General features: G+C 67.3%; 21 protein-coding genes. 10 read left to right on the forward strand and 11 right to left on the reverse strand.

Annotated elements, in window-relative coordinates:
- The first annotated feature begins 29 nt into the window (after window positions 1-29).
- The 3 genes from CXY91_RS20145 to CXY91_RS20155 all read left to right on the forward strand — a co-directional run bounded on the left by CXY91_RS20145 (window position 30) and on the right by CXY91_RS20155 (window position 2,472).
- Window positions 30-473: a helix-turn-helix domain-containing protein gene (locus tag CXY91_RS20145; RefSeq protein WP_100962987.1), complete on the forward strand. Its 444-nt coding sequence runs from the start codon at window positions 30-32 to the stop codon at window positions 471-473.
- Window positions 474-482: 9 nt separating this feature from the next.
- Window positions 483-1,877, forward strand: coding sequence for an aminotransferase class III-fold pyridoxal phosphate-dependent enzyme (locus tag CXY91_RS20150; protein ID WP_100962988.1), 1,395 nt, complete (start codon window positions 483-485; stop codon window positions 1,875-1,877).
- A 118-nt stretch (window positions 1,878-1,995) separates the two neighbouring features.
- A complete protein-coding gene (locus CXY91_RS20155; protein WP_199777522.1) occupies window positions 1,996-2,472 on the forward strand; it encodes an Lrp/AsnC family transcriptional regulator in 477 nt (158 codons plus the stop codon).
- Window positions 2,473-2,478: 6 nt separating this feature from the next.
- On the opposite strand, the gene CXY91_RS20160 is transcribed toward CXY91_RS20155, so the two are convergent.
- Window positions 2,479-3,354 (reverse strand): GNAT family N-acetyltransferase, encoded by an 876-nt coding sequence (locus CXY91_RS20160; RefSeq protein WP_248307570.1) that lies wholly within the window; start codon window positions 3,352-3,354, stop codon window positions 2,479-2,481.
- A 179-nt stretch (window positions 3,355-3,533) separates the two neighbouring features.
- Between CXY91_RS20160 and CXY91_RS20165 the strand changes: the two genes are divergently transcribed.
- On the forward strand, window positions 3,534-4,811 hold the full coding sequence (locus tag CXY91_RS20165; RefSeq protein WP_100962989.1) for an NAD(P)/FAD-dependent oxidoreductase: 1,278 nt from the start codon (window positions 3,534-3,536) through the stop codon (window positions 4,809-4,811).
- A gap of 129 nt (window positions 4,812-4,940) precedes the next feature.
- Here the strand turns inward: CXY91_RS20165 and CXY91_RS20170 are convergent, their stop codons facing one another.
- The 6 genes from CXY91_RS20170 to CXY91_RS20195 all read right to left on the reverse strand — a co-directional run bounded on the left by CXY91_RS20170 (window position 4,941) and on the right by CXY91_RS20195 (window position 10,932).
- Complete coding sequence (locus tag CXY91_RS20170; RefSeq protein ID WP_091830354.1) at window positions 4,941-5,726, reverse strand: ABC transporter permease; 786 nt, start codon at window positions 5,724-5,726, stop codon at window positions 4,941-4,943.
- Entirely contained in the window at window positions 5,723-6,592 is an 870-nt protein-coding gene (locus CXY91_RS20175; protein ID WP_100962990.1) for an ABC transporter permease, read from the reverse strand. Before CXY91_RS20175 ends, CXY91_RS20170 begins: the two co-directional genes overlap by 4 nt.
- Before the next feature lie 105 nt (window positions 6,593-6,697).
- Window positions 6,698-7,753, reverse strand: a complete 1,056-nt coding sequence (locus tag CXY91_RS20180) for an ABC transporter substrate-binding protein (protein WP_100962991.1) — start codon at window positions 7,751-7,753, stop codon at window positions 6,698-6,700.
- Between the two features lie 39 nt (window positions 7,754-7,792).
- On the reverse strand, window positions 7,793-9,109 hold the full coding sequence (locus tag CXY91_RS20185) for an NAD(P)/FAD-dependent oxidoreductase (protein WP_100962992.1): 1,317 nt from the start codon (window positions 9,107-9,109) through the stop codon (window positions 7,793-7,795).
- 4 nt (window positions 9,110-9,113) lie between these two features.
- A complete protein-coding gene (locus tag CXY91_RS20190) occupies window positions 9,114-9,818 on the reverse strand; it encodes an HAD-IA family hydrolase (protein ID WP_100962993.1) in 705 nt (234 codons plus the stop codon).
- Between the two features lie 28 nt (window positions 9,819-9,846).
- Window positions 9,847-10,932: an ABC transporter ATP-binding protein gene (locus CXY91_RS20195; protein WP_100962994.1), complete on the reverse strand. Its 1,086-nt coding sequence runs from the start codon at window positions 10,930-10,932 to the stop codon at window positions 9,847-9,849.
- A 230-nt stretch (window positions 10,933-11,162) separates the two neighbouring features.
- Between CXY91_RS20195 and CXY91_RS20200 the strand changes: the two genes are divergently transcribed.
- Window positions 11,163-12,116: a LysR family transcriptional regulator gene (locus CXY91_RS20200; RefSeq protein ID WP_091830343.1), complete on the forward strand. Its 954-nt coding sequence runs from the start codon at window positions 11,163-11,165 to the stop codon at window positions 12,114-12,116.
- A gap of 8 nt (window positions 12,117-12,124) precedes the next feature.
- Here the strand turns inward: CXY91_RS20200 and CXY91_RS20205 are convergent, their stop codons facing one another.
- Together CXY91_RS20205 and CXY91_RS20210 are read right to left on the reverse strand one after the other, a co-directional pair.
- Window positions 12,125-13,594: an aldehyde dehydrogenase family protein gene (locus tag CXY91_RS20205; RefSeq protein ID WP_100962995.1), complete on the reverse strand. Its 1,470-nt coding sequence runs from the start codon at window positions 13,592-13,594 to the stop codon at window positions 12,125-12,127.
- A 1-nt stretch (window position 13,595) separates the two neighbouring features.
- A complete protein-coding gene (locus tag CXY91_RS20210; protein WP_091830339.1) occupies window positions 13,596-14,264 on the reverse strand; it encodes a haloacid dehalogenase type II in 669 nt (222 codons plus the stop codon).
- Between the two features lie 212 nt (window positions 14,265-14,476).
- Between CXY91_RS20210 and argE the strand changes: the two genes are divergently transcribed.
- A complete protein-coding gene (gene argE, locus CXY91_RS20215) occupies window positions 14,477-15,619 on the forward strand; it encodes an acetylornithine deacetylase (protein WP_100962996.1) in 1,143 nt (380 codons plus the stop codon).
- A gap of 3 nt (window positions 15,620-15,622) precedes the next feature.
- Here argE and CXY91_RS20220 read toward each other — a convergent pair whose 3' ends face one another.
- On the reverse strand, window positions 15,623-16,945 hold the full coding sequence (locus CXY91_RS20220) for an NAD(P)/FAD-dependent oxidoreductase (protein ID WP_100962997.1): 1,323 nt from the start codon (window positions 16,943-16,945) through the stop codon (window positions 15,623-15,625).
- Between the two features lie 90 nt (window positions 16,946-17,035).
- Window positions 17,036-18,364, reverse strand: a complete 1,329-nt coding sequence (locus tag CXY91_RS20225) for an NAD(P)/FAD-dependent oxidoreductase (RefSeq protein WP_100962998.1) — start codon at window positions 18,362-18,364, stop codon at window positions 17,036-17,038.
- Window positions 18,365-18,642: 278 nt separating this feature from the next.
- Between CXY91_RS20225 and CXY91_RS20230 the strand changes: the two genes are divergently transcribed.
- The 4 genes from CXY91_RS20230 (at window position 18,643) to CXY91_RS20245 (ending at window position 22,954) form a co-directional block, all read left to right on the forward strand.
- Window positions 18,643-20,325 carry a peptide ABC transporter substrate-binding protein gene (locus CXY91_RS20230; RefSeq protein ID WP_091830331.1) on the forward strand — a complete coding sequence of 561 codons (1,683 nt, stop codon included), beginning with the start codon at window positions 18,643-18,645 and terminating at the stop codon, window positions 20,323-20,325.
- A gap of 72 nt (window positions 20,326-20,397) precedes the next feature.
- Entirely contained in the window at window positions 20,398-21,354 is a 957-nt protein-coding gene (locus tag CXY91_RS20235) for an ABC transporter permease (protein WP_100962999.1), read from the forward strand.
- Window positions 21,355-21,368: 14 nt separating this feature from the next.
- Window positions 21,369-22,244 (forward strand): ABC transporter permease, encoded by an 876-nt coding sequence (locus CXY91_RS20240; protein WP_100963117.1) that lies wholly within the window; start codon window positions 21,369-21,371, stop codon window positions 22,242-22,244.
- Window positions 22,241-22,954 (forward strand): MOSC domain-containing protein, encoded by a 714-nt coding sequence (locus CXY91_RS20245; RefSeq protein ID WP_100963000.1) that lies wholly within the window; start codon window positions 22,241-22,243, stop codon window positions 22,952-22,954. The genes CXY91_RS20240 and CXY91_RS20245 overlap by 4 nt, the downstream gene beginning before the upstream one ends.
- Window positions 22,955-22,961: the final 7 nt, after the last annotated feature.

Below are 22,961 nucleotides of genomic sequence, written 5' to 3' on the forward strand. Positions count from 1 at the left end.
ATCGCCGTCAGCGGAGGACGAAGCGGTCCATGCTCCAGTCTGTTTCAAGCTCTGTCGCCCGCGTGGGCGAGCCGGCGAGCCCCGGCATCCGGCGGGCGCTGAGCCATATCGAGCGGCATTTCACCGAGGCGCTCTATCTCGACGACCTCGCGGCGCTGGCCGGCCTCAGCGTCTGCCGATTCGTCACGGTCTTCCGGCGCCAGGTCGGGCTGACACCCCATCGCTTCGTCTGCCGCGAGCGCGTGCGCTATGCGCGGGGTCTTCTCGTTGACGGCGTCCCGGCCGCGCAGGCGGCGCTGGAGGCCGGCTTCTTCGACCAGAGTCATCTCTCGCGCCATTTCAAGAGCGTCTACGGCATGACGCCCGGCCGCTATCTGCGCGAGCTGGTGCAATCGCCGCCGATGCGGGCTGGCCGGATCGGCTATCCGGCGCGCACCGCCTTTTCTCCCGTTTCGTCTTCACGCCCTGCCTGAGGTTCCGCCATGACCGTCAACTCCCTCGAAGCTCTCGACCGCCGCCATTGGGTCCATCCGGTCGCCAATTGGGCCGGCCATGAGAAGCGCGGCGTCACCGTGATGAAGTCGGCCAAGGGCGCCTTCATCACCGATGCCGACGGCCATGAGCTAATCGACGGCTTCGCCGGACTGTGGTGCGTCAATGTCGGCTATGGTCACGAGAGCATCGTCGAGGCGGCGGCTCGCCAGATGCGCGAACTGCCCTATGCCACCGGCTATTTCAGCTTCGGCAGCGAGCCGACGATCCGCCTCGCCGCCAAGCTCGCCGAGCTGACCCCCGGCGATCTCGATCACATCTATTTCTCGCTGGGCGGCTCGGATGCGGTCGACAGCGCGCTGCGGCTGATCCAGTTCTACTACAACGTCACCGGCCGCCCGACCAAGAAGGCGATTCTCTCGCTCGAGCGCGGCTATCATGGCTCGAGCTCGACCGGCGCCGGTGTCACGGCGCTGCCGGCCTTCCATGCCAATTTCGACTTTCCGGCGCATGTGCATCACTACGTCGCCCCGCCCTACGCCTATCGCAACCCGACCGGCTCGGGCGACGCGGCGGTGATCGCGGCCAGCGTCGACTCGCTACGCGCCAAGGTCGCGGAACTCGGTGCCGAGAACGTCGCGGCCTTCTTCTGCGAGCCGGTGATCGGTTCGGGCGGTGTCATCGTGCCGCCGAAGGGCTGGCTCAGGGCAATGCGCGAGACGGCCGCCGAGCTCGACATCCTCTTCGTCGCCGACGAGGTCATCACCGGCTTCGGCCGCACCGGCCCGATGTTCGCCTGCGAGGCCGAAGGCGTCGTGCCGGATATGATGACCATGGCCAAGGGCCTGACCTCGGGCTATGCGCCGCTCGGCGCACTTGCCATCGGCGAGAAAGTTTATCGCGCCATCGCCGACAATGCCCCGGCCGGCGGGCCGGTCGGCCATGGCTACACCTATTCCGGTCATCCGGTCAGCGCCGCGGTCGCGCTCGAAGTGCTGCGGCTCTATGAGGAGGGCGGCATCCTCGCCAACGGCCAGCGCGTCGGCGCCTATTTCGAGGAGCGCCTGGCGACGCTCGCCGACCATCCGCTGGTCGGCGAGGTCAGGGCGCGCGGCTTGCTCGCCGGTATCGAGCTGGTCGCCGACAAGGCGACGAAAGAGAAGCTGCCGCGCGAGGCGAAGCTGCCCGACCATCTCTTCGCGCGCGGCTATGCCAATGGCGTCATCTTCCGCGCCTTCGCCGACGACATCATCGGCCTGGCGCCGCCGCTCTGCTGCAGCGAGGCAGAGATCGACCTGATCGTCACGCGGCTGCGCAAGACGCTCGACGATGTCATGGCGCTGCCCGAGGTCGCGGCGGCGTTGAAAACCGCAAAGGCGGCATGATCCCTGCTTGGCCCGGACCGTATCAAACGATTAGTCTGATGCCGGTTCGGGTCCGCTCTGCAGGCCCGGGTCCGCTAGAGGCATCAAGGGACGAGAGGCCTTCGTCGTGACACCGGGCGTGCGGCTCGACCGCATCGACATGAAGATCCTGATCGAGCTGCAGAACAACGGCAGGATCACGAACGTCAATCTGGCCGATGCGGTGGGCCTGTCGCCGAGCCCCTGCCTGCTGCGGGTCAAGCGGCTGGAGCAGGCCGGCTTCATCTCCGGCTACGGCGCGACCATCAACCTGCAGAAGCTCGGCGAGACGATCACCGTCTTCACCGAGATCACCCTGACCGACCACACCAAGGAATACTTCATCCGCTTCGAGATGGCGCTTCGGCGCGTCGATGAGGTCGTCGAATGCCATCTCGTCAGCGGCGGCTACGATTACCTCGTCAAGTTCGTCACGCGCGGTCTCACGCACTACCAATCGCTGATCGAGACTCTGCTCGACCGCAATATCGGCATCTCCAAATATTTCAGCTACATCGTGATCAAGTCGCCGATCCAGAAGCCCGGCTATCCGCTGCCGGTGCTGTTCGACATCTGACCGGCGTCAGCCGAGCGCCTGGGTGACGAGCCCGAAGGTCCGCGCCGCGCCGCGCGGCCCGTGATTGTGACCTCTGACCATCGTGGTCACGGTGTCGTAGACGGTCATGCCGCATTCTTCGAGGAAGCCGCCGAACCTGCCCTGTTCCTGGGCTGTGTCGACCCGCAGGAACTGCCCATCATGGGCGATGACATGCGGCCGCAGCAGCGCGATCGCCGCCTCGTCGCTCTCGGCGACGATCGGGCCGACGACATGGCCACGGCCGAAGCGTCGGCAGAGCGCAAAGCCGACGACGGTGCCGTCGCGCTCGATCACCGTCCCGGTCGCCAGCTTCATCAGCGCGGCGATGACGCGCGAGCGATCGGCCCCATAGGCATCGGCGTCGAGCCGGGCGATCGCGTTGCCATCGGCTGCTGTCGCAGGCCGGACGGTGACTTCGTCGGGCGCAGCGCCGGCCGGTGCCTGCGCGCGGCCCTGATGCTGGAAGATGCGGCCGATCGGCTGGAAATCAAGCGAGCGGTAGAGCCGGTAGCCGGCCCGCGTCGCATTGAGTCTGAGATCGCGCTCGCCGGCCTGTTCGAAGATCGTATCCATCAGCCGCCGGCCGGCGCCCTGCATCTGCAGGCGCGGCGAGGTGATGACCATGCCGATCGTGGCGAAATGCGGCCCATAGGGCCACCACATCGCCGATGCGAGCGCCCGGTCGATCGCGTCGCAGGCGACGAAGCCGTGCCCGACCTCCAGCACGAAGCGCCAGTCCTCCGGCCGATGCGGCCAGCTGACACCGACGGAGAGCTGGTGCGCCTGGGAGATATCCGCTTCTGTCATCGGCCTGATGGCGAGCTCGTAGTCGAGCCGGCGCCGAGCCGTTCCGTGAGCCACCGTTGCAGGCCTCGTTCGTCGCAATGCGGGGCGACTATAGGCAGGCGCCGGGCTACGGAGAACTGCAAAATTGTCCAAGAACCTGTGCAGCAAGGCGGTATTCTCGACGGTCGGAGCCGATCTGTCCGGCGGAATACCATCCCTGTCGTCCTGTCCGAAGCATTGAGGCCCTGTCTTCCATGAAGCTCGAACCTTATTGGCTCGCGACGGCGCCGGGATTCACCGGCGGCTCCACGGCCCCGATCGCCGGCAAGGTCGATGTCGCAATCGTCGGCGGCGGCTTCACCGGCCTGTCGGCTGCGCTCGCCTTGGCGAAGTCCGGCGCGAGTGTCGCGGTGCTGGAGGCCGGGCGCGTGATCGGCGAGGCCTCCGGACGCAATGGCGGGCATTGCAATAATGGCCTCGCGCATGATCTCGGCAGCCTTGCCGCAAGCCTCGGCGAGGAGAGGGCGGTCGCGCTCTATCGCGCCTTCGACAACGCCGTCGACACCGTCGAGGCGCTGGTGGCGCGCGAAGCGATCGATTGCGATTTCATCCGCACCGGCAAGATCAAGCTCGCGGCCAAACCGGAGCACTTCGCCAAGCTGGAGAAGAGTGCGGCCCTGCTGCGGCGTACGGTCGAGCCGGACCTGGCCGTGGTGTCGCCGTCCGAGATTCGGCGAGAGATCGGCACCGACGGCTTCTTCGGTGGCCTCGTCTATCCACGCAGCGCCCATATGCATATGGGCCGCTTCGGCGTCGGCCTCGCCGAGGCGGCGGCGCGAAATGGCGCGGCAATCCATGAGAACGCGGCAGTGACCGGGCTCGAGCGGCTGAACGGCCAGGCCCATCGCGTCGTCACCAGCCGCGGCACGCTGGAGGCGGGGCAGGTGCTGCTCGCGACCGGCACCTCGCGCCGGGGGCCCTTTGCCTGGCTCCGGCGGCGGATCGTGCCGGTCGGCAGCTTCATCATCGCGACCGAGCCGCTCTCGCCGGAGCGCGCCGCGGCGATCATGCCGACACGGCGGACGGCGACGACGACCAAGAACATCGGCAACTATTTCCGGCTCACCCCGGACAACCGGCTGATCTTCGGCGGGCGGGCGCGCTTTGCGCTGTCGAGCCCGGCTTCGGACGCCAAGAGCGGTGCGATCCTGCGGGCGCGCATGCTGGAGCTCTTTCCGGAGCTCGCGGATACGCGCATCGACTATTGCTGGGGCGGTCTCGTCGATATGACCGCCGACCGGCTGCCGCGCGCCGGCGAGCGCGACGGCGTCTTCCACGCGCTCGGCTATAGCGGCCACGGCACCCAGATGTCGGTGCATATGGGGCAGGCGATGGCGAAGGTGATGGGCGGGGACGTCAAGGCGAACCCCTTCGCCGGGCTGGGTTGGCCGGCGGTGCCCGGCCATTTCGGCCCGCCCTGGTTCCTGCCTTTTGTCGGGATGTATTACCGCTACCAGGATTGGCGCCACTGAGCCTGACCAGGGCCGTCATTCTCGGGCGGAGCGGAGCAAGACCCGAGAATCTCATGACGGGAAGGCGTTGGTCGGCGCCTCTTCCGGGCTGCAATGCTCGGGTCAAGCCCGAGCATGACGGGTGCGTCCCTACGCCTCCTTCTTCTGCCCGCTCATGGCCAGCAGGACGAGCAGGAAGGAGGCCGCCGTCAGCAGGGTCGAGATCGAGGCGATGGTCGGGTCGATCTCGTCGCGCAGGGCGGTGAACATGCGCTTGGTCAGGGTCTGGTACTGACCGCCGGAGACGAACAGCGCGATGATCGTCTCGTCGATCGCCGAGATGAAGGCGAAGACGGCGCCGGCGAAGACGCTGGCCTTGATCTGCGGCAGGGTCACGGTCAGGAACGCCCGCAGGCGGTTCATGCCGAGGCTGCGCGCCACCATCTCCTGCGTCTTGTCGAAGCTCTGCAGGCCGGCGACGACCGAGGTGATGACATAAGGCAGGCCGAGCATGACATTGGCGAGCACCAGCCCGGTCAGCGTCTGGATCAGGCCGAGCTTGGCGTAGACGAAGAAGATGCCGATCGCGACGATGATGATCGGCACGATCAGCGGCAGCATCAGCACCATGTGCAACGAGCGCATCAGCCGGTTCTGGGCATTGCTGATCGCATAGGCCGCGGCGGTGCCCAGCGGCGTCGCGATCAGCACGGTCAGCACGCCGAGCATCAGGCTCATCCGCGTGCCCTGCATCCAGTTCGGATTGCCGAAATACTCGGCGTACCAGCGCAGCGAGAGCGCCGGCGGCGGGAAGGTCAGGAAGCGCGTGCTCGAGAACGACATCGGCACGATGATCAGCACCGGCAGCATCAGGTAGATCAGGACAAGCCCGATGATGAGGCCGAAGGCGAGGCGCGGCAGCAGCGAGGTTTTCATTTCTGCCCCAGCATCTTGTCGAGTGGGATGATGCGGCTGACCGCAGCGAAGATCGCGAGCACGCAGGCGAGGAGCACGACGCCGACGGCGCTTGCAGCGCCCCATTGCGCGTAGAGCTCGACATTGCGGCTCACCACCATCGAGATCATCACGGTGCGCCCGCCGCCGAGCAGCTCGGGCGTGATGTAGAAGCCGAGCGTCAGCACGAAGACGAGGGTGAGCCCGGCGACGACGCCCGGCAGCGACAGCGGCAGGAAGATGCGCAGGAAGCTGTAGAGCGGGCCGCCGCCGAGGCTGGCGCCGGCGAGCATCAGCTCGCGCGGGATCTTCTGCATGGTCGAGTAGAGCGGCAGCACCATGAAGGGCAGCAGGATATGCACGGTCGCGATCACCGTGCCGAGTTCGTTGTGGACCATCGCCAGCGGCTCGGTGATCAAGCCGAAACGTTCGAGCAACTGGTTGGCGACGCCGGTGCGCTGCAGCAGCACGAGCCAGGCATAGGCGCGCACCAGGACGCTGGTCCAGAACGGCAGCATCACGCAGGCCAGGATCAAGACGTTCCAGGGCCGCCTCGCATGGGCTGCCGCATAGGCGACCGGGTAGCCGAGCAGCAAGGTGAGGAGCGTCACCATCAGGGCGATGCGGAAGGTCAGCGCGAAGCTGCGCCAATAGACTTCTTCCGTGAAGATGCGGCGATAGTGCTCCAGCGTGAAGCCGTTGTCGTAGATCGATTGGGCCGCCAGCCAGCCGACCGGGATCACCACCAGCGCAACGATCACCAGCACGGCCGGAGCCGCGAGCAGGGTCATCAGCGCCTGCTCGCGGCGCTGATGACGGAGGGATGGATCGATCGCGCTGGTGGTCATGTTGCGGTCCCTTCTAGACGTCATTCTCGGGCGAAGCGCAGCGCAGGCCCGAGAATCTCCTGCAAGAGATGCTCGGGACAAGCCCAAGCATGACGGTGAGGCTGCTTACTTCTGCATGAACTGCAGCCAGCGCTTCTCGGCGGCTTCGCCGGCCGGCGAGGTCCACCAGGCATAGGACATCAGCGCCTGGACCTTGGCGTTCTCCGGCGCGCTCGGCAGCTCCTTGACCCGTGCCTCCGAGATGACCTTGGTGTCGTAGGCCTTCGGGTTGGCCGGGCCGTAGTCGATATGCAGCGGCAGGTTGGCCTGATGCACGGGATCGACCGCCTCGTTCAGGAACTTGATCGCGGTCGGCAGGTTCGGCGCGCCCTTGAGCACGCAGAGCGAGGTGCTCTGCAGGATGCCCTGGTTGTAGGTGTAGGCGACCTTGGCGCCCTCCTTGGTCAGCGCGCTGATGCGGCCGTTCCAGGCCATCACCATGTCGACCTCGCCGTCATTGAGAAGTTGCGCCGACTGGGCGCCGGAGGTCCACCATACCGTGATGTTCGGCTTGATCTCTTCGAGCTTCTTGAAGGCGCGCTCGACGTCGAGCGGGTAGAGCTTGTCGGGAGCGACGCCGTCTGCCATCAGCGCCGCTTCCAGCGTGGCGAGCGGGTGGTTGCGCAGCGAGCGGCGGCCCGGGAACTTCTTCACGTCCCAGAAGTCGGCCCATGTCTTGGGCGCCGAGGCCGCGTCCGGGAATTTCTTCTGGTTGTAGCCGAGCACGCTCGAATAGAACTCGTAGGCCACCGACCAGTCGCTGCGATACTCGGCCGGCATCGCCGCGGCGTTCGGGATCTTGCTGAAGTCGAGCTTCTCGACGATGCCCTGCTCGCCGCCGCGCAGGCAGAAATTGGTGGCGACGTCGACGACGTCCCAGGTCGGCTTACCGGTAGCGACCTGCGAGCGCATGATCGGCCAGGCGTCGGGCACGCTGTCCTGGTTGATGGTGATGCCGAGCTTCTTGGCGGCGGGATCGAGGATCGCGATGGTCTGCGCCTTCTGGTAGGCGCCGCCCTGCGAGACGAACATGATCTGCTCGGCCGCGCTGGCGGAGCCGAGCAGCGCGAGGGAGAAGCCTGCGACGGCGCAGGTCGTCCGGAAGTTCAAGCTCTTGGCCATGTCCTGTTCCCCTGTTGTTTTGGATCGGAGCTTCGAGGCCTACCGTCCGATCGCGTCCAGAAACTGGTACCAGCCGGCGACCGCACGGACCGCCGGTTCTCGAAGCGCGTAGAAGGGCACGGGCCGCATGCGGCCGACGTCCAGCAGCCCAACATCGGGGCGTTCGCCGCGCGCAAAGGCGGCGAGATAGCGCCCCATCAGGCTGGACATGGCGACACCGGCGCCGTTGTAGCCCATGGCGACCATGACCCGGTCATCGACGCGGCCGACATGCGGCACGGAATCGAGCGTCATCGCGACGAGGCCGGACCAGGAATAGGCCAGCGGCACATCGGCGACCTGAGGGAAGATGCCGACCATCGCCTTGTGCAGGGCGGCGAAGGCCGAGGCGGAATCGGTCTTGCCGAAGGCGCCACGGCCGCCGAAGACGATCCGGCCGTCGACCATGCGGAACCAGCGCATCATCCGCTTGGTCTCGCTATAGGTCCGGCCCGTCGGCATCACGCTGGCGGCGAGGTTCGGCGAGAGTTTTTCGGTCGCGATGATCGCGCTGCGAAACGGGATCAGCGTGCGCTGGTAGTCCCGGGTCGCGGGCGTCAGGTCGGAGTAGCCGTTGGTCGCGATGATCGCCTGCTTCGCCCGCACCGTGCCGCGGGGCGTCTCGACCAGCACGCCGTCCGCTTCGCGCCTGAGGCCGAGCGCCGGCGTCCGGCTATGGACGGGGATGCCCTGCGCGGTCACGCCGCGGGCAAGCCCGCGCAGATAGTTGAGCGGATGGATGCCGCCCGAGCCGGCATTGAGCACGCCGCCGACGAAGCCGGCAGAGCCGGTCTCTTCGCGCACCTGCCCGGCATCGAGCACGGTCATCGTGGTGTCGCCGAGTTCGGCGCGGAGCCAATCAGCTTCCTTCACCGCGTAGGCCAGCGTCTCCTGGTTGTGGGCTGCCTTGACCTGGCCGGCGCGGGTCAAGCCGGCGTCCGTGATGCCATGGGCGTCGACCAGTTCGGCGACGATATCGGTCGCCTCATGGGCGATGTCGTACATGCGCTTGGCCATGCCCCGGCCGTGGGAGGCGGCGATGGCTGGGAAGGACAGGCGGAACTTGGCGGTGATGACGCCGCCATTGCGCCCGCTTGCACCCCAGCCGGGCTCGTTCGCCTCGAGCACGACAGGCGCAAGGCCGCTGGCGGCAAGATGATGGGCGGCCGAGAGCCCGGTATAGCCGGCACCGATGATCACGACATCCGCCAGCGTGTCGCCGGCGAGCGGCGGCAACGCCTGCAGAGGCGACGCCGTCGCCCGCCAGAGCGATGGCGCGGCGTCGAGGGCCTGCCAGGATGTCGGCGCGGCCGTCACGGGGTCAGGCCCGTTCGGCCTCGACCGCGTCGGCAAGCGCCTTCAGCGTCGGGAAGTGATAATCGGGTTTGGTGATCTCGGGCACCGCCGGTGTGCCGCCGAAGCCCTTCTGGCCCTGTCGCCGCTCGATCCAGCAGGTGGCATAGCCGAGCGATTTGGCGACGCGGATGTCGTGGTACTGGCTCTGCGCGACGTGGAGGATCTCCTCCTGCTTGTAGCCGAAGGCCGATTGCCGACCGCGATTATAGGCGAAGTACCGGGGATCGGGCTTGGGATCGACCGCCTCGTCGGCGGTGACGCTGTCATGGAACGGGTTGCCAAGCGTCTGCGAATAGAACGCGAAACTCGGCCGGTCGGCATTGGTCATCGCGACCAGGCGGAAATGCTTGCGCAGCCTCGCCAGCGCCTCGACCGAGTCCGGGAAGGCCGGATGCTGCAGGATCGCGTATTGGAAGGCATCAGCCGAGCCCTCGTCGGCGGGCAGGCCCAGCTCCTTGGCGAGGTGGATGTAGACCAGCTTCATCACCTCGCTGGAGCGCTCATAGTGCAGCTCGCGGCCCTTGAGGTAGGGCGCGAAGATCTCGTCGTCGCTGAGCTTGGCCGCTGCCGGCCCGCCGATGCGGCGCACCGCGCCGAGGACGCCGGTCTCGAAGTCGATCAGCGTGCCGACGACATCGAATGTGAGAACCTTGAAATCGCTGAGGGCCATGGTCTTGCGTCTCTGCTGGAGGAAGGGCTCAGGCGCCGGTTTTCGGCACGATGATCGTGTCCTGCGGGTGGAGGCTGACGGCGAGGCGTTCGCCGACCGGCGGGATCCGACGCGCGGCCTCGTAATGGCTGGGCTGGCGCAGGCTTAAGGCCGTGCCGTCGTCGAGCGCGAGGAAGACGCGCAGGCTCTCGCCCTGGAAGACGACATCGGTGACGCGGCCTTCGAGCCGGTTGCGCTCGGGACTGCCGGAACCGTCCTCGACCAGCAGCTTCTCGGTCTGGATCGCCAGCACGAGCTCGCCATTCGCAGCGATCGGGCGGGCGCTCTTCAGCATCGTGCCGGCGAGCGAGACGCTGTCCGCGCCGGCGCGCTCGACCGGCAGCAGCGTCGCCTCGCCGATGAAGCTGGCGACGAAGGCGTTGGCCGGGTGGTCGTGCAGGCGCTCGGGCCTGTCGATCTGGACCAGCTTGCCGTCCTTCAGGATGGCGACGCGGTCGCTCATCGTCAGCGCCTCGCGCTGGTCGTGGGTGACGTAGATGATCGTCGCGCCCAGCCGCCTGTGCAGCTGGCGCAATTCGATCTGCATGTTTTCGCGCAGCTGCTTGTCGAGCGCCGAGAGCGGCTCGTCCATCAGGATCAGGCGCGGCTCGAAGATCATGGCGCGGGCGAGCGCGACGCGCTGGCGCTGGCCGCCGGAGAGCTGGGCGATGCCGCGCTCCTCGTAGCCGGCGAGGTCGACCATGGCGAGCGCACCGCGGACCTTCTCGGCATAGGTCGATTTCGGCAGACGCCGCGCTCGCAAGGGGAAGGCGACGTTCTCGCCGACACTCATATGCGGAAACAGCGCGTAGTTCTGGAAGACGATGCCGATGTCGCGCTTGTGCGGCGGGGTATAGGTGACGTCGCGGCCGCCGAGATGGACCGAGCCGCCGGACGGCTGAATGAAGCCGCCGAGGATGCCGAGCAGGGTGGTCTTGCCCGAGCCGGACGGGCCGAGCAGCGAGACGAATTCCTGCGGGGCAATGTCGAGCGAGACGTCGTCGAGCGCGCGCACCGCGCCGTAATGCTTGCTCGCTGATCTGATCTCGACGCGCTCGCCGCCTATGTTGGCCATGGCACTCTCCCGTCCGGATACAGCGACATCGCGGCACTGCGCAGGCAAAGACCGTTTTTGGGACGGGCCATAAGCTGGTCTTATGGCGATCCGTTCCGGCGCTGGTGCTGCTCGGCGGTGCGGACCTCTGCCGGGCCGTCACTGCAAGCCGTATTCGATCGGTTCATGAAACGGGATTTCGGTCCCCTGTCGCAATTGCCAAATAATCAGGCGAAGCATAACCTGGTGTAATGTCAGAGCTGCGCCGCATGGTCTCGTCGAGCAATGCGCTCTTCGTCTTCGAGGCGGCGGCGCGCAGCGGCAGCTTCACCCGCGCAGCCGAGGAGCTGAACGTCACCCAGCCGGCGGTCAGCCGCATGTTGTCGCGTTTCGAGAGCTATCTCGGCCTGCGCCTGTTCGAGAGAGGTGGGAAGGGGGCGATCCTGACGGCGGAGGGCGAAGTGCTCTATCGCCGCGTCGCCGATGGCTTCCGCAGCATCGAAGCGGGCCTGCGCGAGGTCGAGCAGCTGCGCGGCGGCAAGGAGACGGTGACGATCTCGGTCTCCTCCGCCTTCACCACGCATTGGCTGATGCCCCGCATGGATCACTTCCAGCGCCGGTTTCCCTCGGTCGATCTGCGTTTCCAGATGATCGCCGGCTCGCTGCGCGGCCAGGTCGACAATGTCGATCTCGGCATGCGCTTCCTCGATGGCGACGAGGCGGTGCCGGCCGAGGCGATGGTGATGCGCGAGACGATGCTGCCGATCTGCAGCCCCGGCTACCGACAGGCCAAGCCCGAAGACGGGGCGGCGGGCGAGGGCAACACGATCATCAATCTGACCGATTCAGCGCTCGACTGGGCCGAGCGCTATCCGCCCTTCGCCACCGGCCGGCCGGGGCCGGTCAAGACGCTGAGCTTCTCGGACTATGCCGTGGTGGTGCAGGCGGCGCTGCTCGGCCAGGGCGTCGCCTTCGGCTGGATCACCGTCGTATCCCATGCGCTGAGATCGGGCGCGCTAGTGCCGGCGAGCGATCGGCTGACGCGCGGTGAGCGCAACTGCGTGCTGCTGACGCCGCGCAACCGCCCGCCGAGCCCGGTCGTCCGCGAGATCCGGGACTGGATCGGGGCGGAGCTCAGGGCCGAGATCGAGGCGATCGACGCGCTTCATCCCGGCCTCGGTCTGAAGCAGGCCTGCTATGGCTGAAGGGCGCCTCAGCTCGCGATGTCGATCAGCACCGTCTTGTGCCGCAGATTCTGCTCGACCGCCTGGCGGCCGAGGTCCTTGCCGATGCCCGAGCTCTTGTAGCCGCCGGTCGGCAGGATGAAGTCGAGCGTGCGGCTGTAGCGGTTGACCCAGACGGTGCCGGCCTGCAGCTGGCGCACCGCGCGCAGGCCGCGGCCGAGATCGCGTGTGTAGACGCCGGCGGCGAGCCCGTATTCGGGATGGTCGGCGAGGGCGAAGCCTTCTTCCTCCGTGTCGAAGAGCTGAAGGGTCAGGACAGGGCCGAAGATCTCCTCGCGCACCGCCGCGTTGTCGGCGGTCACGTTCGCGATGATCGTCGGCTGGTAGTAGGCGCCGCCATAGCCTGTCATCAGACCGCCGCCGAGCAGGACTTCGCCGCCTTGCTCACGGCTGACGGTGACGATGCGATCGATCCGGCGAGCCTGGGCGTCCGAGATGATCGGGCCGAAATCGGTCGCGGCTTTCCAGGTGTGGCCCGGCTTGATCTGCGGAAGCTTCATTTTCAACAGCTCGATCAGGGCGTCGGCGATCGGGCGTTGCACGATCACCCGCGAGCCGGCGACACAGCCCTGGCCGGAATTCGCCAGGATCGAGCCGGCGATGCAGGTCGCCGCCTTCTCCAGATCGGCATCGGCGAAGACGAGCTGCGGGCTCTTGCCGCCGAGCTCGAGCGTCACCGGCTTGATGCCGCTCTCGGCTGCGGCCTTCATGATCGCCGCGCCGGTCCGGGTCGATCCGGTGAACGAGATCTTGCCGATGCCCGGATGGCGCGTCAGCGCATCGCCCGTGACGCCAGTGCCCTGGACGATGTTGAAGATGCCGGCCGGCATGCCTGCCTCGATCGCGAGCTGCGCCAGCCTCACGGCGGAAAACGGCGTCAGTTCCGACGGTTTCAGCACGATGGCATTGCCCGCCGCGAGCGCCGGACCGAGCTTCCATGAGGCGGTGCTGAGGGGCACGTTCCAGGGCGCGATCGCACCGACGACGCCGTAGGGCTCGCAGACGATCAGGCCGAGATTGTCGCTGCGCGTCGCCGCGACCTCGCCCCCGAGCTTGTCGGCCCATTCGGCGAAGAAGCGGATGCCGTCGGCCGTGGCTGCGACGTCGCCAGTGACGGCCTGCGAGATCGGCCGCGTCGACCCGACGGCTTCGATCCGAGCGAGTTCCTCGGCGTTCTCTTCGATGAGCTCGGCCCAGCGTCTCAGAATGCGGGCCCGCTCGCGCGGCGGCCTTACCGCCCAGCCGCTGGCCGCGACCGCTGCATGCGCGCTGCCGACGGCCCGGTCGACCATACCGGCATCGGCGATCGGGATCTCGGCATAGTCGACGAGATCGGACGGACGAGCGACGGGAAGCGTCTCGCCGCCGCCGATCGCCGCGCCGGCGATGAAGTGCCCGGCCGTGACATGGATCGCGGCCGGGTCGAAATCACCGGACATGTCAGAGCCCGACCAGAGCCGGCAGGCCGCCGATGTCCTTGATCTCATGCGTGCTGTAGTAGGGATTCGACGGCTCGTGGCCGCGATTGACGAAGACGCGGCGGGCGATCTTCATGTCATAGGCGGTCATCTGGTCGTAGCGGAAGCTCGACGAGCAATGCATCACGTCCTCCGGGCCGCAGCCGAGCATGTCGAACATGTATTCGAAGGCGGGCATACGAGGCTTGTAGGCCTGCGCTTCCTGCGCGGTATAGGCGGCGTGGAAGGGCGCCCCCAGCTTGGCGACCGAATGCGGTATCAGGTCGGTCATCGAGTTGGAGAGGATGACGAGCGGGATCTCCTTGGCGACCTTGGCGAGGCCGGCCGGCACATCGGGATGCGGGCCCCAGCTCGGGATCTCGTCGATGATGCGCTGGGCGTCGGCCGGATCGTAGGGGATGCCGAGGAGCTTGCAGGTCCGCGCCACCGCATTGCGGACGACGTCCTGATAGGGCTTCCAGGCGCCGAGCACCTCATCCAGACGATAGTTCGAGAAGGCGTCGCAGAACGCGTCCAGCTGCTCGGGCGACAGGCGGTCGGCATAGGCGCGACGGGCGGCCGGAGCCATCTCGAAATAGATCAGCGTGCCATAGCAGTCGAAGGTGATGAATTTCGGCCGGAAACTGCTCATCGTCTCGCCCTTGCTCGTTGCGACGGCTCTCTGCCGTTAGGAAGAGGCTAGAGCGCGACCGCGGGGAGGGAGGCGGAATTCGAACGCCATGACCGAATATTCTGCCGATGAATCGGGTTGCTTCGGCATGGATTGCTGCGGCTGTCGGGGCAGGATGGACAGGCCCGATCGCCTCTCCGAAGGTCGGCTGAATCAACCCTCCAGCGAATCCCATGACCGTCGAAACCGTTCTCGCCGATCTCGTCGGCTTTCCCTCCGTCTGCCGCACCCCGAACGGGGCGATCATCGAGCATGTCCGCGCCTATCTCGCCGGCCATGGCGTCGACAGCGTGATCGTGCCGGGACCGGAGGGGGACCGCGCCAACCTGTTCGCGACGATCGGGCCCAATGTCGAAGGCGGTATCATCCTCTCGGCCCATCTCGACGTGGTACCGGCGGCGCCGGAGGGCTGGGTCGGCGACCCCTTCAAGCTGCGGCGCGACGGCGAGCGGCTGATCGGGCGCGGCGCTGTCGACATGAAGGGCTTCGCAGCCTGCGTGCTGGCGAGCGTTCCCGCCCTCGTCGCCAAGAGGCTGGCGCGGCCGGTGCACATCGCGCTGTCCTATGACGAGGAGGTCGGTTGCGTCGGCGTGCGCCATCTGATCGCGCGACTGCCGGAGCTGTGCCCGCCGGTGCTCGGCTGCATCGTCGGCGAGCCGAGCGGCTTGCGGCCGGTGCTGGCTCATAAGGGCAAGATCGCAAAGCGCGTCACGGTCGATGGCAAGGCCGGGCATTCCTCGCGCACCGATCTCGGCGACAACGCGATCCACTACGCCGCTGGTCTCATCACCGCGATCCATGACGAGGCGCTGCGCCATGCCGCGCAGGGGCCTTTCGCCGAGGCTTTCGCGCCGCCCTATTCGACGATCCAGGTCGGCGTGATCAGGGGCGGCACCGGCATCAACATCGTTCCGGCGCAATGCGTGTTCGAGGTCGAGGCCCGCGCCATCGCCGGGCAGGAGCCCGCCGCGCTGCTCGGCTTCCTGCCCGGTGTCGCCGAGCGGATCGCGCGCGAGGCTGCTGTGACCGGGCACAAGGTCGCGTTCAGCTTCGAGACTATGAGCGACTACCCGCCGCTCGCCCTCGACGAGAACGATCCGCTGGTCGCCTTCACCGAGGCGGTATCGGGCCAGGAGCGCCAGGCAGCGGTCAGCTATGGCACCGAGGCCGGGCTGTTCCAGCGCGCCGGCATCGCCGCGATCGTCTGCGGGCCAGGCGATGTCGACCGCGCCCACAAGCCGGAAGAGTACATCACCGAGGCCGAACTCGCCGGAGCGATGGCGATGATCGCTGGTGTCGCCGAGCGACTCTCCTGAGCCTCAGAACTCGCCGATCGCACCGCGCGAGCCGTCGACGAGGCGCGAATGCCTGAACGGACGCGGATCGACGATCGGCGTGTCGCCGGTTGCGAGGTCGGCCGCGAGATGACCGGCCGCAGGACCGAGGCCGAAGCCGTGGCCGCTGAAGCCGGCGGCCAGCACGAAGCCCGAGAGGCCGGCGACCGGCGAGATCACCGGCACGGCGTCCGGCGTGGAATCGATATAGGCGCCCCAGCTTTCGCGTACGGCGACGCTCTTCAGGGCCGGAAACATGGCGTGGGCACGCTCCAGCAGGGTCGCCATCGCACGTCGGCTCGGCGCCGGATCGAGCACGCGGATCGTCTCGAAGGGCGTGACCTCGTCGAGCTTCCAGCTGCCTAAGGCCTCCGGCCCCTTGAAGAAGGAGGAGCTGATGCCGAGCTCGACCGCCTTCAGCCGCTTGATGAACATCGGCAGGAAGTCCCGGGCATAGCGCAGGCCCTGTGGCGTGATCTCGAGCGTGCCCTTGCCGCTGATCGCGATCGTGTAGCTGCCGTCGAGGCGGCGCGTCAGCGCGATCTCGGGGGTATAGAACGCATCGAGAAACTCAGGCGCAACCTCTGTCCGCAGGCTGGTCGCGCGAATGCTCGCCTGCGGGAAGGCGATGCCCTGATGGCGGCAGAAGGCCGAGGCCCAGGCGCCGCCGGCGAGGATGACCGCGTTCGTGCGGATCGTGCCCTTCTCGGTGACGACGCCGGTGACCGCGCCATTGGTGACGTCGAGCCCACGCGCGGCGCAACCCTGATGCACGCTGGCGCCAGCACGGCGGGCGCCGTCAGCCATGAGCGGCGCTGCGAGCGACGGCTCGGCCTTGCCGTCGGTGATCGAATGCAGGCCGCCGAGCCAGCTCCGACCACTGGCGGCAGTCATCGCCGCGGTCTCTGCTCCGGTGAGCATCGTGGTCTCGACGCCGAAAGCCTTCGCCGTCTCGCGCCAGCGCTCCCATTGCGCCAGCTGCGCAGGGTCGTTGGTGGCATAGACCAGGCCGCAGCGGCGAAAACCGCTGTCGCGGCCGAGCTCTTCGCTGAGCGTCTCCCAGAGCTCCATGGCGCGGATGGCGAGCGGCAATTCGCGGGCGTCGCGGTTCTGCTTGCGGCACCAGCCCCAGTTGCGGCTCGACTGCTCGCCGCCGACCACGCCCTTCTCGACCAGAGCCACCGAGCGGCCGCGCCGTGCCAGATGATAGGCCGCCGCCGCGCCGACGATGCCGCCGCCGATGACGACGACATCCGCGGCGGCGGGCAGCGCCTCGCTGCTGGCGATGCGTTCGATGGTCAGTGGCATGAATGGCTCCGGAGGCGGCCATGCCACGAAGCGGCACGGCGCGGGATGTCTCGCTGATTCGGGACTATGTGGTTGGGGCAGGGGCTTGCGTCACATCAGTCCGGGCTCGCCGAGGTCGGTGCCATCGACGAGGCGGCTGTAGCGGTAGGGGGTGGGGTCGACGATCGGGGCATCGCCGGCGACGATATCAGCCGCGAGCCGCCCCGCCGCCGGGCCGATGCCGAAGCCATGGCCGCTGAAGCCGGCCGAAACATGCAGGCCCGGCAGCTTGTCGACCGCGGAGATCACCGGCACCCAATCGGGCGTGAAGTCGATCAGCCCGCCATATTTGTGCTTGATCTCGACCGTCGCGAGCTGCGGAAAGACCTCGCCCAGCCGCTTCTTGGCGAAGGTGATCAGCTCCTCCTGCGGCGGCGGGTCATAGGTCCGCATCTTCTCGAAGGGCGAGATCGTATCGTTGCTCCAGCGCATCAGCGCTTCCGGCCCGAAGAAGAAGGACTTGCCGGCCCGGATCGTCAGCAGCTTGTGGCGCTTCTTGAAGGTGCGCCAGAACGGCTGGGCGTTGAGCATGCCGTGCGGTGAGAGCTCGAGCAGGCCGCGCCCGCTGATGCCGACGGTGAAGCCGCCATCGACCCGGCGGCGAATGGTGAGATCGGGCGTCGAGATGCCTCCCGTGGTGATTTCCGGCGCAGGTCCTGTGAAGAACGAGGTCGACTTGATGCCGGCGAGCGGCATGCGGATGCCGTGATGGCGGGCGAACATCGCCGTCCAGACGCCGCCGGAGAGTAGCACCGTCGAGGTCTTGATCGTGCCCTTCTCGGTGACGACGCCGGAGACGCGGCCTGCCGCGGTTTCGAGGCCGCGCGCCGCGCAATCCTGATGGATGGTGACGCCAAGCCTGCGTGCGGCCCCGGCGATGGCGGGAACGGCCATGGCAGGCTCGGCGCGACCGTCTGTGGGTGAATGCACGCCGCCGATCCACTCACCCTTGGCATGCGGCGCCATCGCCCTGGCTTCCTCGGCGCTCAGCATGCGTGTCTGCATCTGGTATTGCCGGGCCTTCTCGCCCCAGCCCTCCCAGGCATCGAGATCGGACTGGCGCGTCGTCAGATAGGTCAGCCCGCTGCGGCGGAAGCCGACATCGGCACCGACCTCCTCGGAGAGCCCGTTCCACATCTCGACGGCACGCATTGCCAATGGCAGTTCGCGCAGATCGCGGTTCTGCTGGCGGCACCAGCCCCAGTTGCGGCTCGACTGCTCGCCGGCGACATAGCCTTTCTCGACCAGCGCGACCGAATGGCCTTTCTTCGCCAGGTGATAGGCCGCGGTTACGCCGGCGATGCCGCCGCCGATGACCACGATGTCGGCTGCGGCGGGCAGGGCTTCGTCGCTGTGGACGCGGTTGACCGGTGGCGACATGCGGCATGGTCCTTGGCGGAGGGCGGTCGTGCCGGCGGCGCGGACCGGGATCGGGAGGCCGATATTCAAGCCCGAACCGTCTGGAACCCTATGCCAAAGGACGGGTGCGATTCGGCAGATTGTTTTGGTTGTCCGGGCAAACGACGGGGACCATCGCGGGTCGCCTGCTGCCTATCATGAGGCGGGCCGACAACGGGCGGCTCATGCGGCCGACCGTCAGCCGAAAGGCGGCACCGCGTAACGGCCATGCAAGGCCGCCGACAACGAGGGGATCAACGATGAACAAGCCGTCCACGAAGGCGTCCGGCCTTGCTCTGCCTGCCCTGCATCGTCGCGAGGTCCTGGCGCTCGGCGCCGGCGGCATCCTCGCCGCATCCGGCCTCGGCGCCCGCGCCCAGGGCAAGGCGCCTCCGCCGCCACCGGCCAAGCCGAGCGGCCAGGTCGTGGTCGGCCTATCGCAGGAGCCGACCGCCTTCAACCCGCTGATGCCCGGCATCGAGGTCGACGAGACCGTCTGGATGCAGGTCTTCAATACGATGTGGCTGGCCCAGCCCGACGGTTCGCTGGTCCCAGACCTCGCCGTCGAAGTACCGAGCGAGGCCAATGGCGGCATTTCGGAAGGCGGTCTCGCCTGGAAGGTCAAGCTGCGTGAGGGCATCACCTGGCATGACGGGGCGCCGTTCACTGCCGAGGACGTCAAGTATACGCTCGAGCTGATCAATGCGCCGGGCTTCAAGGCGCGCACCCGCGTCGGCCATTCGCTGGTCAAGGACATCAAGGTCACCGGCCCGCTCGAGATCTCCTGGCGCATGGAGAAGGCCTATGCGCCCTATCTCGCGCTGCTCTCCAATACCTTTATCGTGCCCAAGCACCTGCTGGAGAAGGCGGCCGATCCGAACACGGCGCCGTTCAACGGCGCGCCGGTCGGCACCGGCCCGTTCAAATGGGGCACGCGCACGCCGGGCGACAACATCCAGCTGGTCGCCAACGAGAAATATCACGGCAAGGGGCCGTATCTCGAGAAGGCGGTCCTGAAATACGTGCCGGACCAGACCGCGCTCTATGCCCAGTTCCGCACCGGCCAGGTCGACCTGATCATCGGCACCGGCATCCCCGCCAATTTCTACGCCGAGGCGGTCAAGCTGCCCGGACGCAAGGTGGTGAAGATTCCGAGCGCCTCGCTCGAGGTGCTGATGCCGAACCTTGAGCATCCCGCTCTGTCCGACAAGGCGGTGCGCAAGGCGCTCTATGCCTCGATCAACAAGCAGGCGATCATCGACATCGTCTTCTACGGCCTGCACATCCCGACCGAATCCTTCATGCCGCAGGAATCCTGGGCTTACGACCCGAACCTGCCCAAGCAGGTCTATGATCCCGCACTCGCCGGCAAGATCCTCGACGATGCCGGCTGGAAGCGTTCCGGCTCCGGCGTGCGCATGAAGAACGGCGTGCCGCTGGAGTTCGCGGTCTCGACCACGACGGGCGCGGCCCTGCGCGAGCAGTGCCAGCAGCTGATGCAGCAGGACTGGCAGCAGATCGGCATCAAGATGGCGATCAACAATATGCCCGCCGCTGTGATCTGGGGCGAATTCTATACCCGCTCCAAGTTCCAGTCGCTGCTGGTCGGCACCGCCTTCCGCACGGTGATCGATCCCGATCCGGCGCATCGCTTCGGCTCGGACGCGATCCCGGCCAAGAGTGGCAATGGCGCCAACCAGATGCAGTGGCAGAACGCCGAGGCCGACGCGCTGATGAAGGCCGGCCAGGAAACCTTCGACACGGCCAAGCGCAAGGAGATCTACCAGAAGCTGCAGGTGCTGGTGCGCGAGGAGCTGCCGATCCTGCCGATCTACCAGTACGCGCCGGTCGAGGGCTACAAGGAGGGGCTGATCGGCTACCAGCCCAACATCAACGCCAGGCAGAACACCTGGAACATGGGCCAGTGGTACTGGGCCAAGTGACGTGGTGCGTGACGTGATGAGCGATGTCAAACGCGCCGGCATGATGCCGGCGCCGGCCGGGAGGAGGGCGCCATGATCGCCTTCCTCCTGCGCCGGCTCGGGCAGTCGCTGCTCCTGCTGCTGATCGTCTCGGTGATCGGCTTCGCCATCCTGCATCTGGCGCCGGGCGGGCCGATGTCGCAGTTCGCCGCCGGCGGCGACATGACCCAGGCCGATCTCGACCGCATCGCCGAGCAGCTCGGCCTCAACCGGCCGCTGCCGGTGCAATATGTCGAATGGCTCTGGCGCATGCTCTCGGGCGATTGGGGCGTATCCTATCGCGACCAGCAGCCGGTGCTGCACATCATCGCCTCGCATCTGGGGGCGACGCTGGAGCTGATGCTGACCTCGACGCTGCTCGCCATGGTGATCGGCGCCTGGGTCGGCATCCTCGGCGCGATCCGGCGCTATTCGCTGTTCGACTCGCTCGCCACCATCGGCGCGATGATCGCGCTCTCGATCCCGACCTTCTGGTTCGGCCTCGTCGTGATCTACGTCTTCTCCGTCGGGCTCGGCTGGCTGCCGGCGGGCAACCGCTACACCATGGGCGACGGCTCCTTCCTCAACCAGGTGCATCACCTGATCGGGCCCTGCATCGTGCTGGCGCTGGTCTCGACCGCGGTCTGGAGCCGCTACATGCGCTCTTCCATGCTTGAGGTGGTCAACCAGGATTATATCCGCACCGCCCGCGCCAAGGGCGTGCCGGAGCGCCAGATCCTGATGCGCCATGCCCTGCGCAATGCGCTGCTGCCGATGATCACCATCACCGGCCTGCATGTGCCGACGCTGCTCTCGGGCGCTTTGGTGACCGAGACGGTCTTCACCTGGCCGGGCATGGGCCGGCTCTTCCTCGATTCGATCAGCTATCGCGACTACCCGGTCGTCATGGGCATCCTGATGTTCACCGCCGTGCTGGTGCTGCTGGGATCCCTGCTCGCCGACCTGCTCTACGGCATCGCCGATCCGCGCATTTCGAGGAGCGGGCGATGAGCAACCTCAACGCGATGGCGGAACCGCTCGCCCTGCCTCCGCCTGGACTGTGGCACCGCCCCGGCTTCAAGCGCTTCAGGCGTCACAAGCTCGCGGTTTTCGGCGCGGCGACGATCATCTTCCTGACGCTCGCCTGCATCGTCGGCCCCTGGCTGCTGCCCTATACCGACACCTTCATCGACATCCGCAACCGCTTCGCAGCGCCCTTCTCCGGCCCGCATGTGCTCGGCACCGACCCGCTCGGGCGCGACATCCTCGCGCGCCTCCTGATGGTCGGGCGGATCTCGCTGGCGGTCGGCTTCTCGGCCATGGCGATCGCGATGGCGATCGGCATCGTCGTCGGCATGGTCGCGGGCTTCTACGAGGGCGCGCTCGGCGCCGCGCTGATGCGCTTCGTCGATGCGATGCTGTGCTTCCCCTCGATCTTCCTGCTGCTGGCGATCTCGGCGCTGATCTCGCCTTCGGTGCCGTCGATCATCCTCCTGATCGCGATGACCTCGTGGATGGAGGTCGCCCGCGTGGTCGAGGCGCAGATCCGCTCGCTGAAGACGCGCGAATTCGCGCAGGCCGCCGTCTCCTTCGGCGCGAGCAACCGGCGCATCATGATCCGCGAGCTCCTGCCGAACGCGATCGCGCCGATCGTCGTCGCGGCGACGCTCAACGTCGCCCATGCGATCCTGGCGGAGAGCTACATCTCCTTCCTCGGCTTCGGCATCCAGCCGCCGACGCCGAGCTGGGGCAACATGCTCGAAAGCGCCCAGAGCTATCTCACCAGCGCGCCCTGGCTCGCCATCATTCCCGGCGCCGCGATCACGCTCGCCGTCACCAGCTTCAACTTCATCGGCGACGGCCTACGCGACGCGCTCGATCCGCGGATGGATGGTCAGTGACGGGAAAGGTTGCCGAACTCTGGCGCTATCCCGTCAGCTCGATGGCCGGCGAGCGGCTGGACCAGCTCCACATACACGCCGCGGGTGTCGTGGGTGACCGGATTTGGGGACTGCTCGACGCAGCCACCGGCCGCATCGCCTCGCCGGGGCGCGAGAAGCACTTCATCGGCGTGCCGCGCGCTCATGCCAAAGCCGTGCAGGAGGGCGTCGCCCTGTCGCTCGATGGCGAGCGCTGGGCGGGGCCGCGGGATGCGGAGCTGCTGGAAGGCCTGTCGCAGGCCTTCGGCTTCATGCCGGTGTTGAAGCCTTTCGACGCTTTCGGTTCAGGCGGGTTCAGGCCGCGCTACGAGCACGCGCCGATCCATCTCGTCACCAGCGCTGCGATCCGCAGCCTCGAACGCGAGCTGCCGGGCAGCATCATCGATGCCCGCCGCTTCCGGCCGAACATCCTCGTTGATTGGCCTGACGGTCCCGACGCCATACCCGAGCATGGCTGGATCGGGCGCGAGATCAGGATCGGGGACACCGTGCTGCGCGGACGCGAGCCTTGCGGGCGCTGCGGCTTCATCACGATCGCGCAGGAGGGCCTGCCCCAGGACGTCGAAATCCTGCGGACGGTGGTCAAGCGCCACGAGCGCAATTTCGGCATCTATTGCGACGTGGTGACGCCCGGCGAGATCGCGACCGGCGCGACCGTCACCGTCGGCTGAGGCCGGC

This window comes from Allobosea sp. FBZP-16 (assembly GCF_002831785.1).
Taxonomy (GTDB): domain Bacteria; phylum Pseudomonadota; class Alphaproteobacteria; order Rhizobiales; family Beijerinckiaceae; genus Allobosea; species Allobosea lupini.

Coding starts and splice junctions, on each gene's coding strand:
- CXY91_RS20170 (WP_091830354.1), bottom strand. CDS start 5,726: ATGAAAACCTCGCTGCTGCCGCGCCTCGCCTTCGGCCTCATCATCGGG.
- CXY91_RS20235 (WP_100962999.1), top strand. CDS start 20,398: ATGATCGCCTTCCTCCTGCGCCGGCTCGGGCAGTCGCTGCTCCTGCTG.
- CXY91_RS20145 (WP_100962987.1), top strand. CDS start 30: ATGCTCCAGTCTGTTTCAAGCTCTGTCGCCCGCGTGGGCGAGCCGGCG.
- CXY91_RS20240 (WP_100963117.1), top strand. CDS start 21,369: ATGGCGGAACCGCTCGCCCTGCCTCCGCCTGGACTGTGGCACCGCCCC.
- CXY91_RS20230 (WP_091830331.1), top strand. CDS start 18,643: ATGAACAAGCCGTCCACGAAGGCGTCCGGCCTTGCTCTGCCTGCCCTG.
- CXY91_RS20180 (WP_100962991.1), bottom strand. CDS start 7,753: ATGGCCAAGAGCTTGAACTTCCGGACGACCTGCGCCGTCGCAGGCTTC.
- CXY91_RS20175 (WP_100962990.1), bottom strand. CDS start 6,592: ATGACCACCAGCGCGATCGATCCATCCCTCCGTCATCAGCGCCGCGAG.
- CXY91_RS20220 (WP_100962997.1), bottom strand. CDS start 16,945: ATGCCACTGACCATCGAACGCATCGCCAGCAGCGAGGCGCTGCCCGCC.
- CXY91_RS20195 (WP_100962994.1), bottom strand. CDS start 10,932: ATGGCCAACATAGGCGGCGAGCGCGTCGAGATCAGATCAGCGAGCAAG.
- CXY91_RS20200 (WP_091830343.1), top strand. CDS start 11,163: ATGTCAGAGCTGCGCCGCATGGTCTCGTCGAGCAATGCGCTCTTCGTC.
- CXY91_RS20205 (WP_100962995.1), bottom strand. CDS start 13,594: ATGTCCGGTGATTTCGACCCGGCCGCGATCCATGTCACGGCCGGGCAC.
- CXY91_RS20165 (WP_100962989.1), top strand. CDS start 3,534: ATGAAGCTCGAACCTTATTGGCTCGCGACGGCGCCGGGATTCACCGGC.
- CXY91_RS20150 (WP_100962988.1), top strand. CDS start 483: ATGACCGTCAACTCCCTCGAAGCTCTCGACCGCCGCCATTGGGTCCAT.
- argE (WP_100962996.1), top strand. CDS start 14,477: ATGACCGTCGAAACCGTTCTCGCCGATCTCGTCGGCTTTCCCTCCGTC.
- CXY91_RS20190 (WP_100962993.1), bottom strand. CDS start 9,818: ATGGCCCTCAGCGATTTCAAGGTTCTCACATTCGATGTCGTCGGCACG.
- CXY91_RS20210 (WP_091830339.1), bottom strand. CDS start 14,264: ATGAGCAGTTTCCGGCCGAAATTCATCACCTTCGACTGCTATGGCACG.
- CXY91_RS20225 (WP_100962998.1), bottom strand. CDS start 18,364: ATGTCGCCACCGGTCAACCGCGTCCACAGCGACGAAGCCCTGCCCGCC.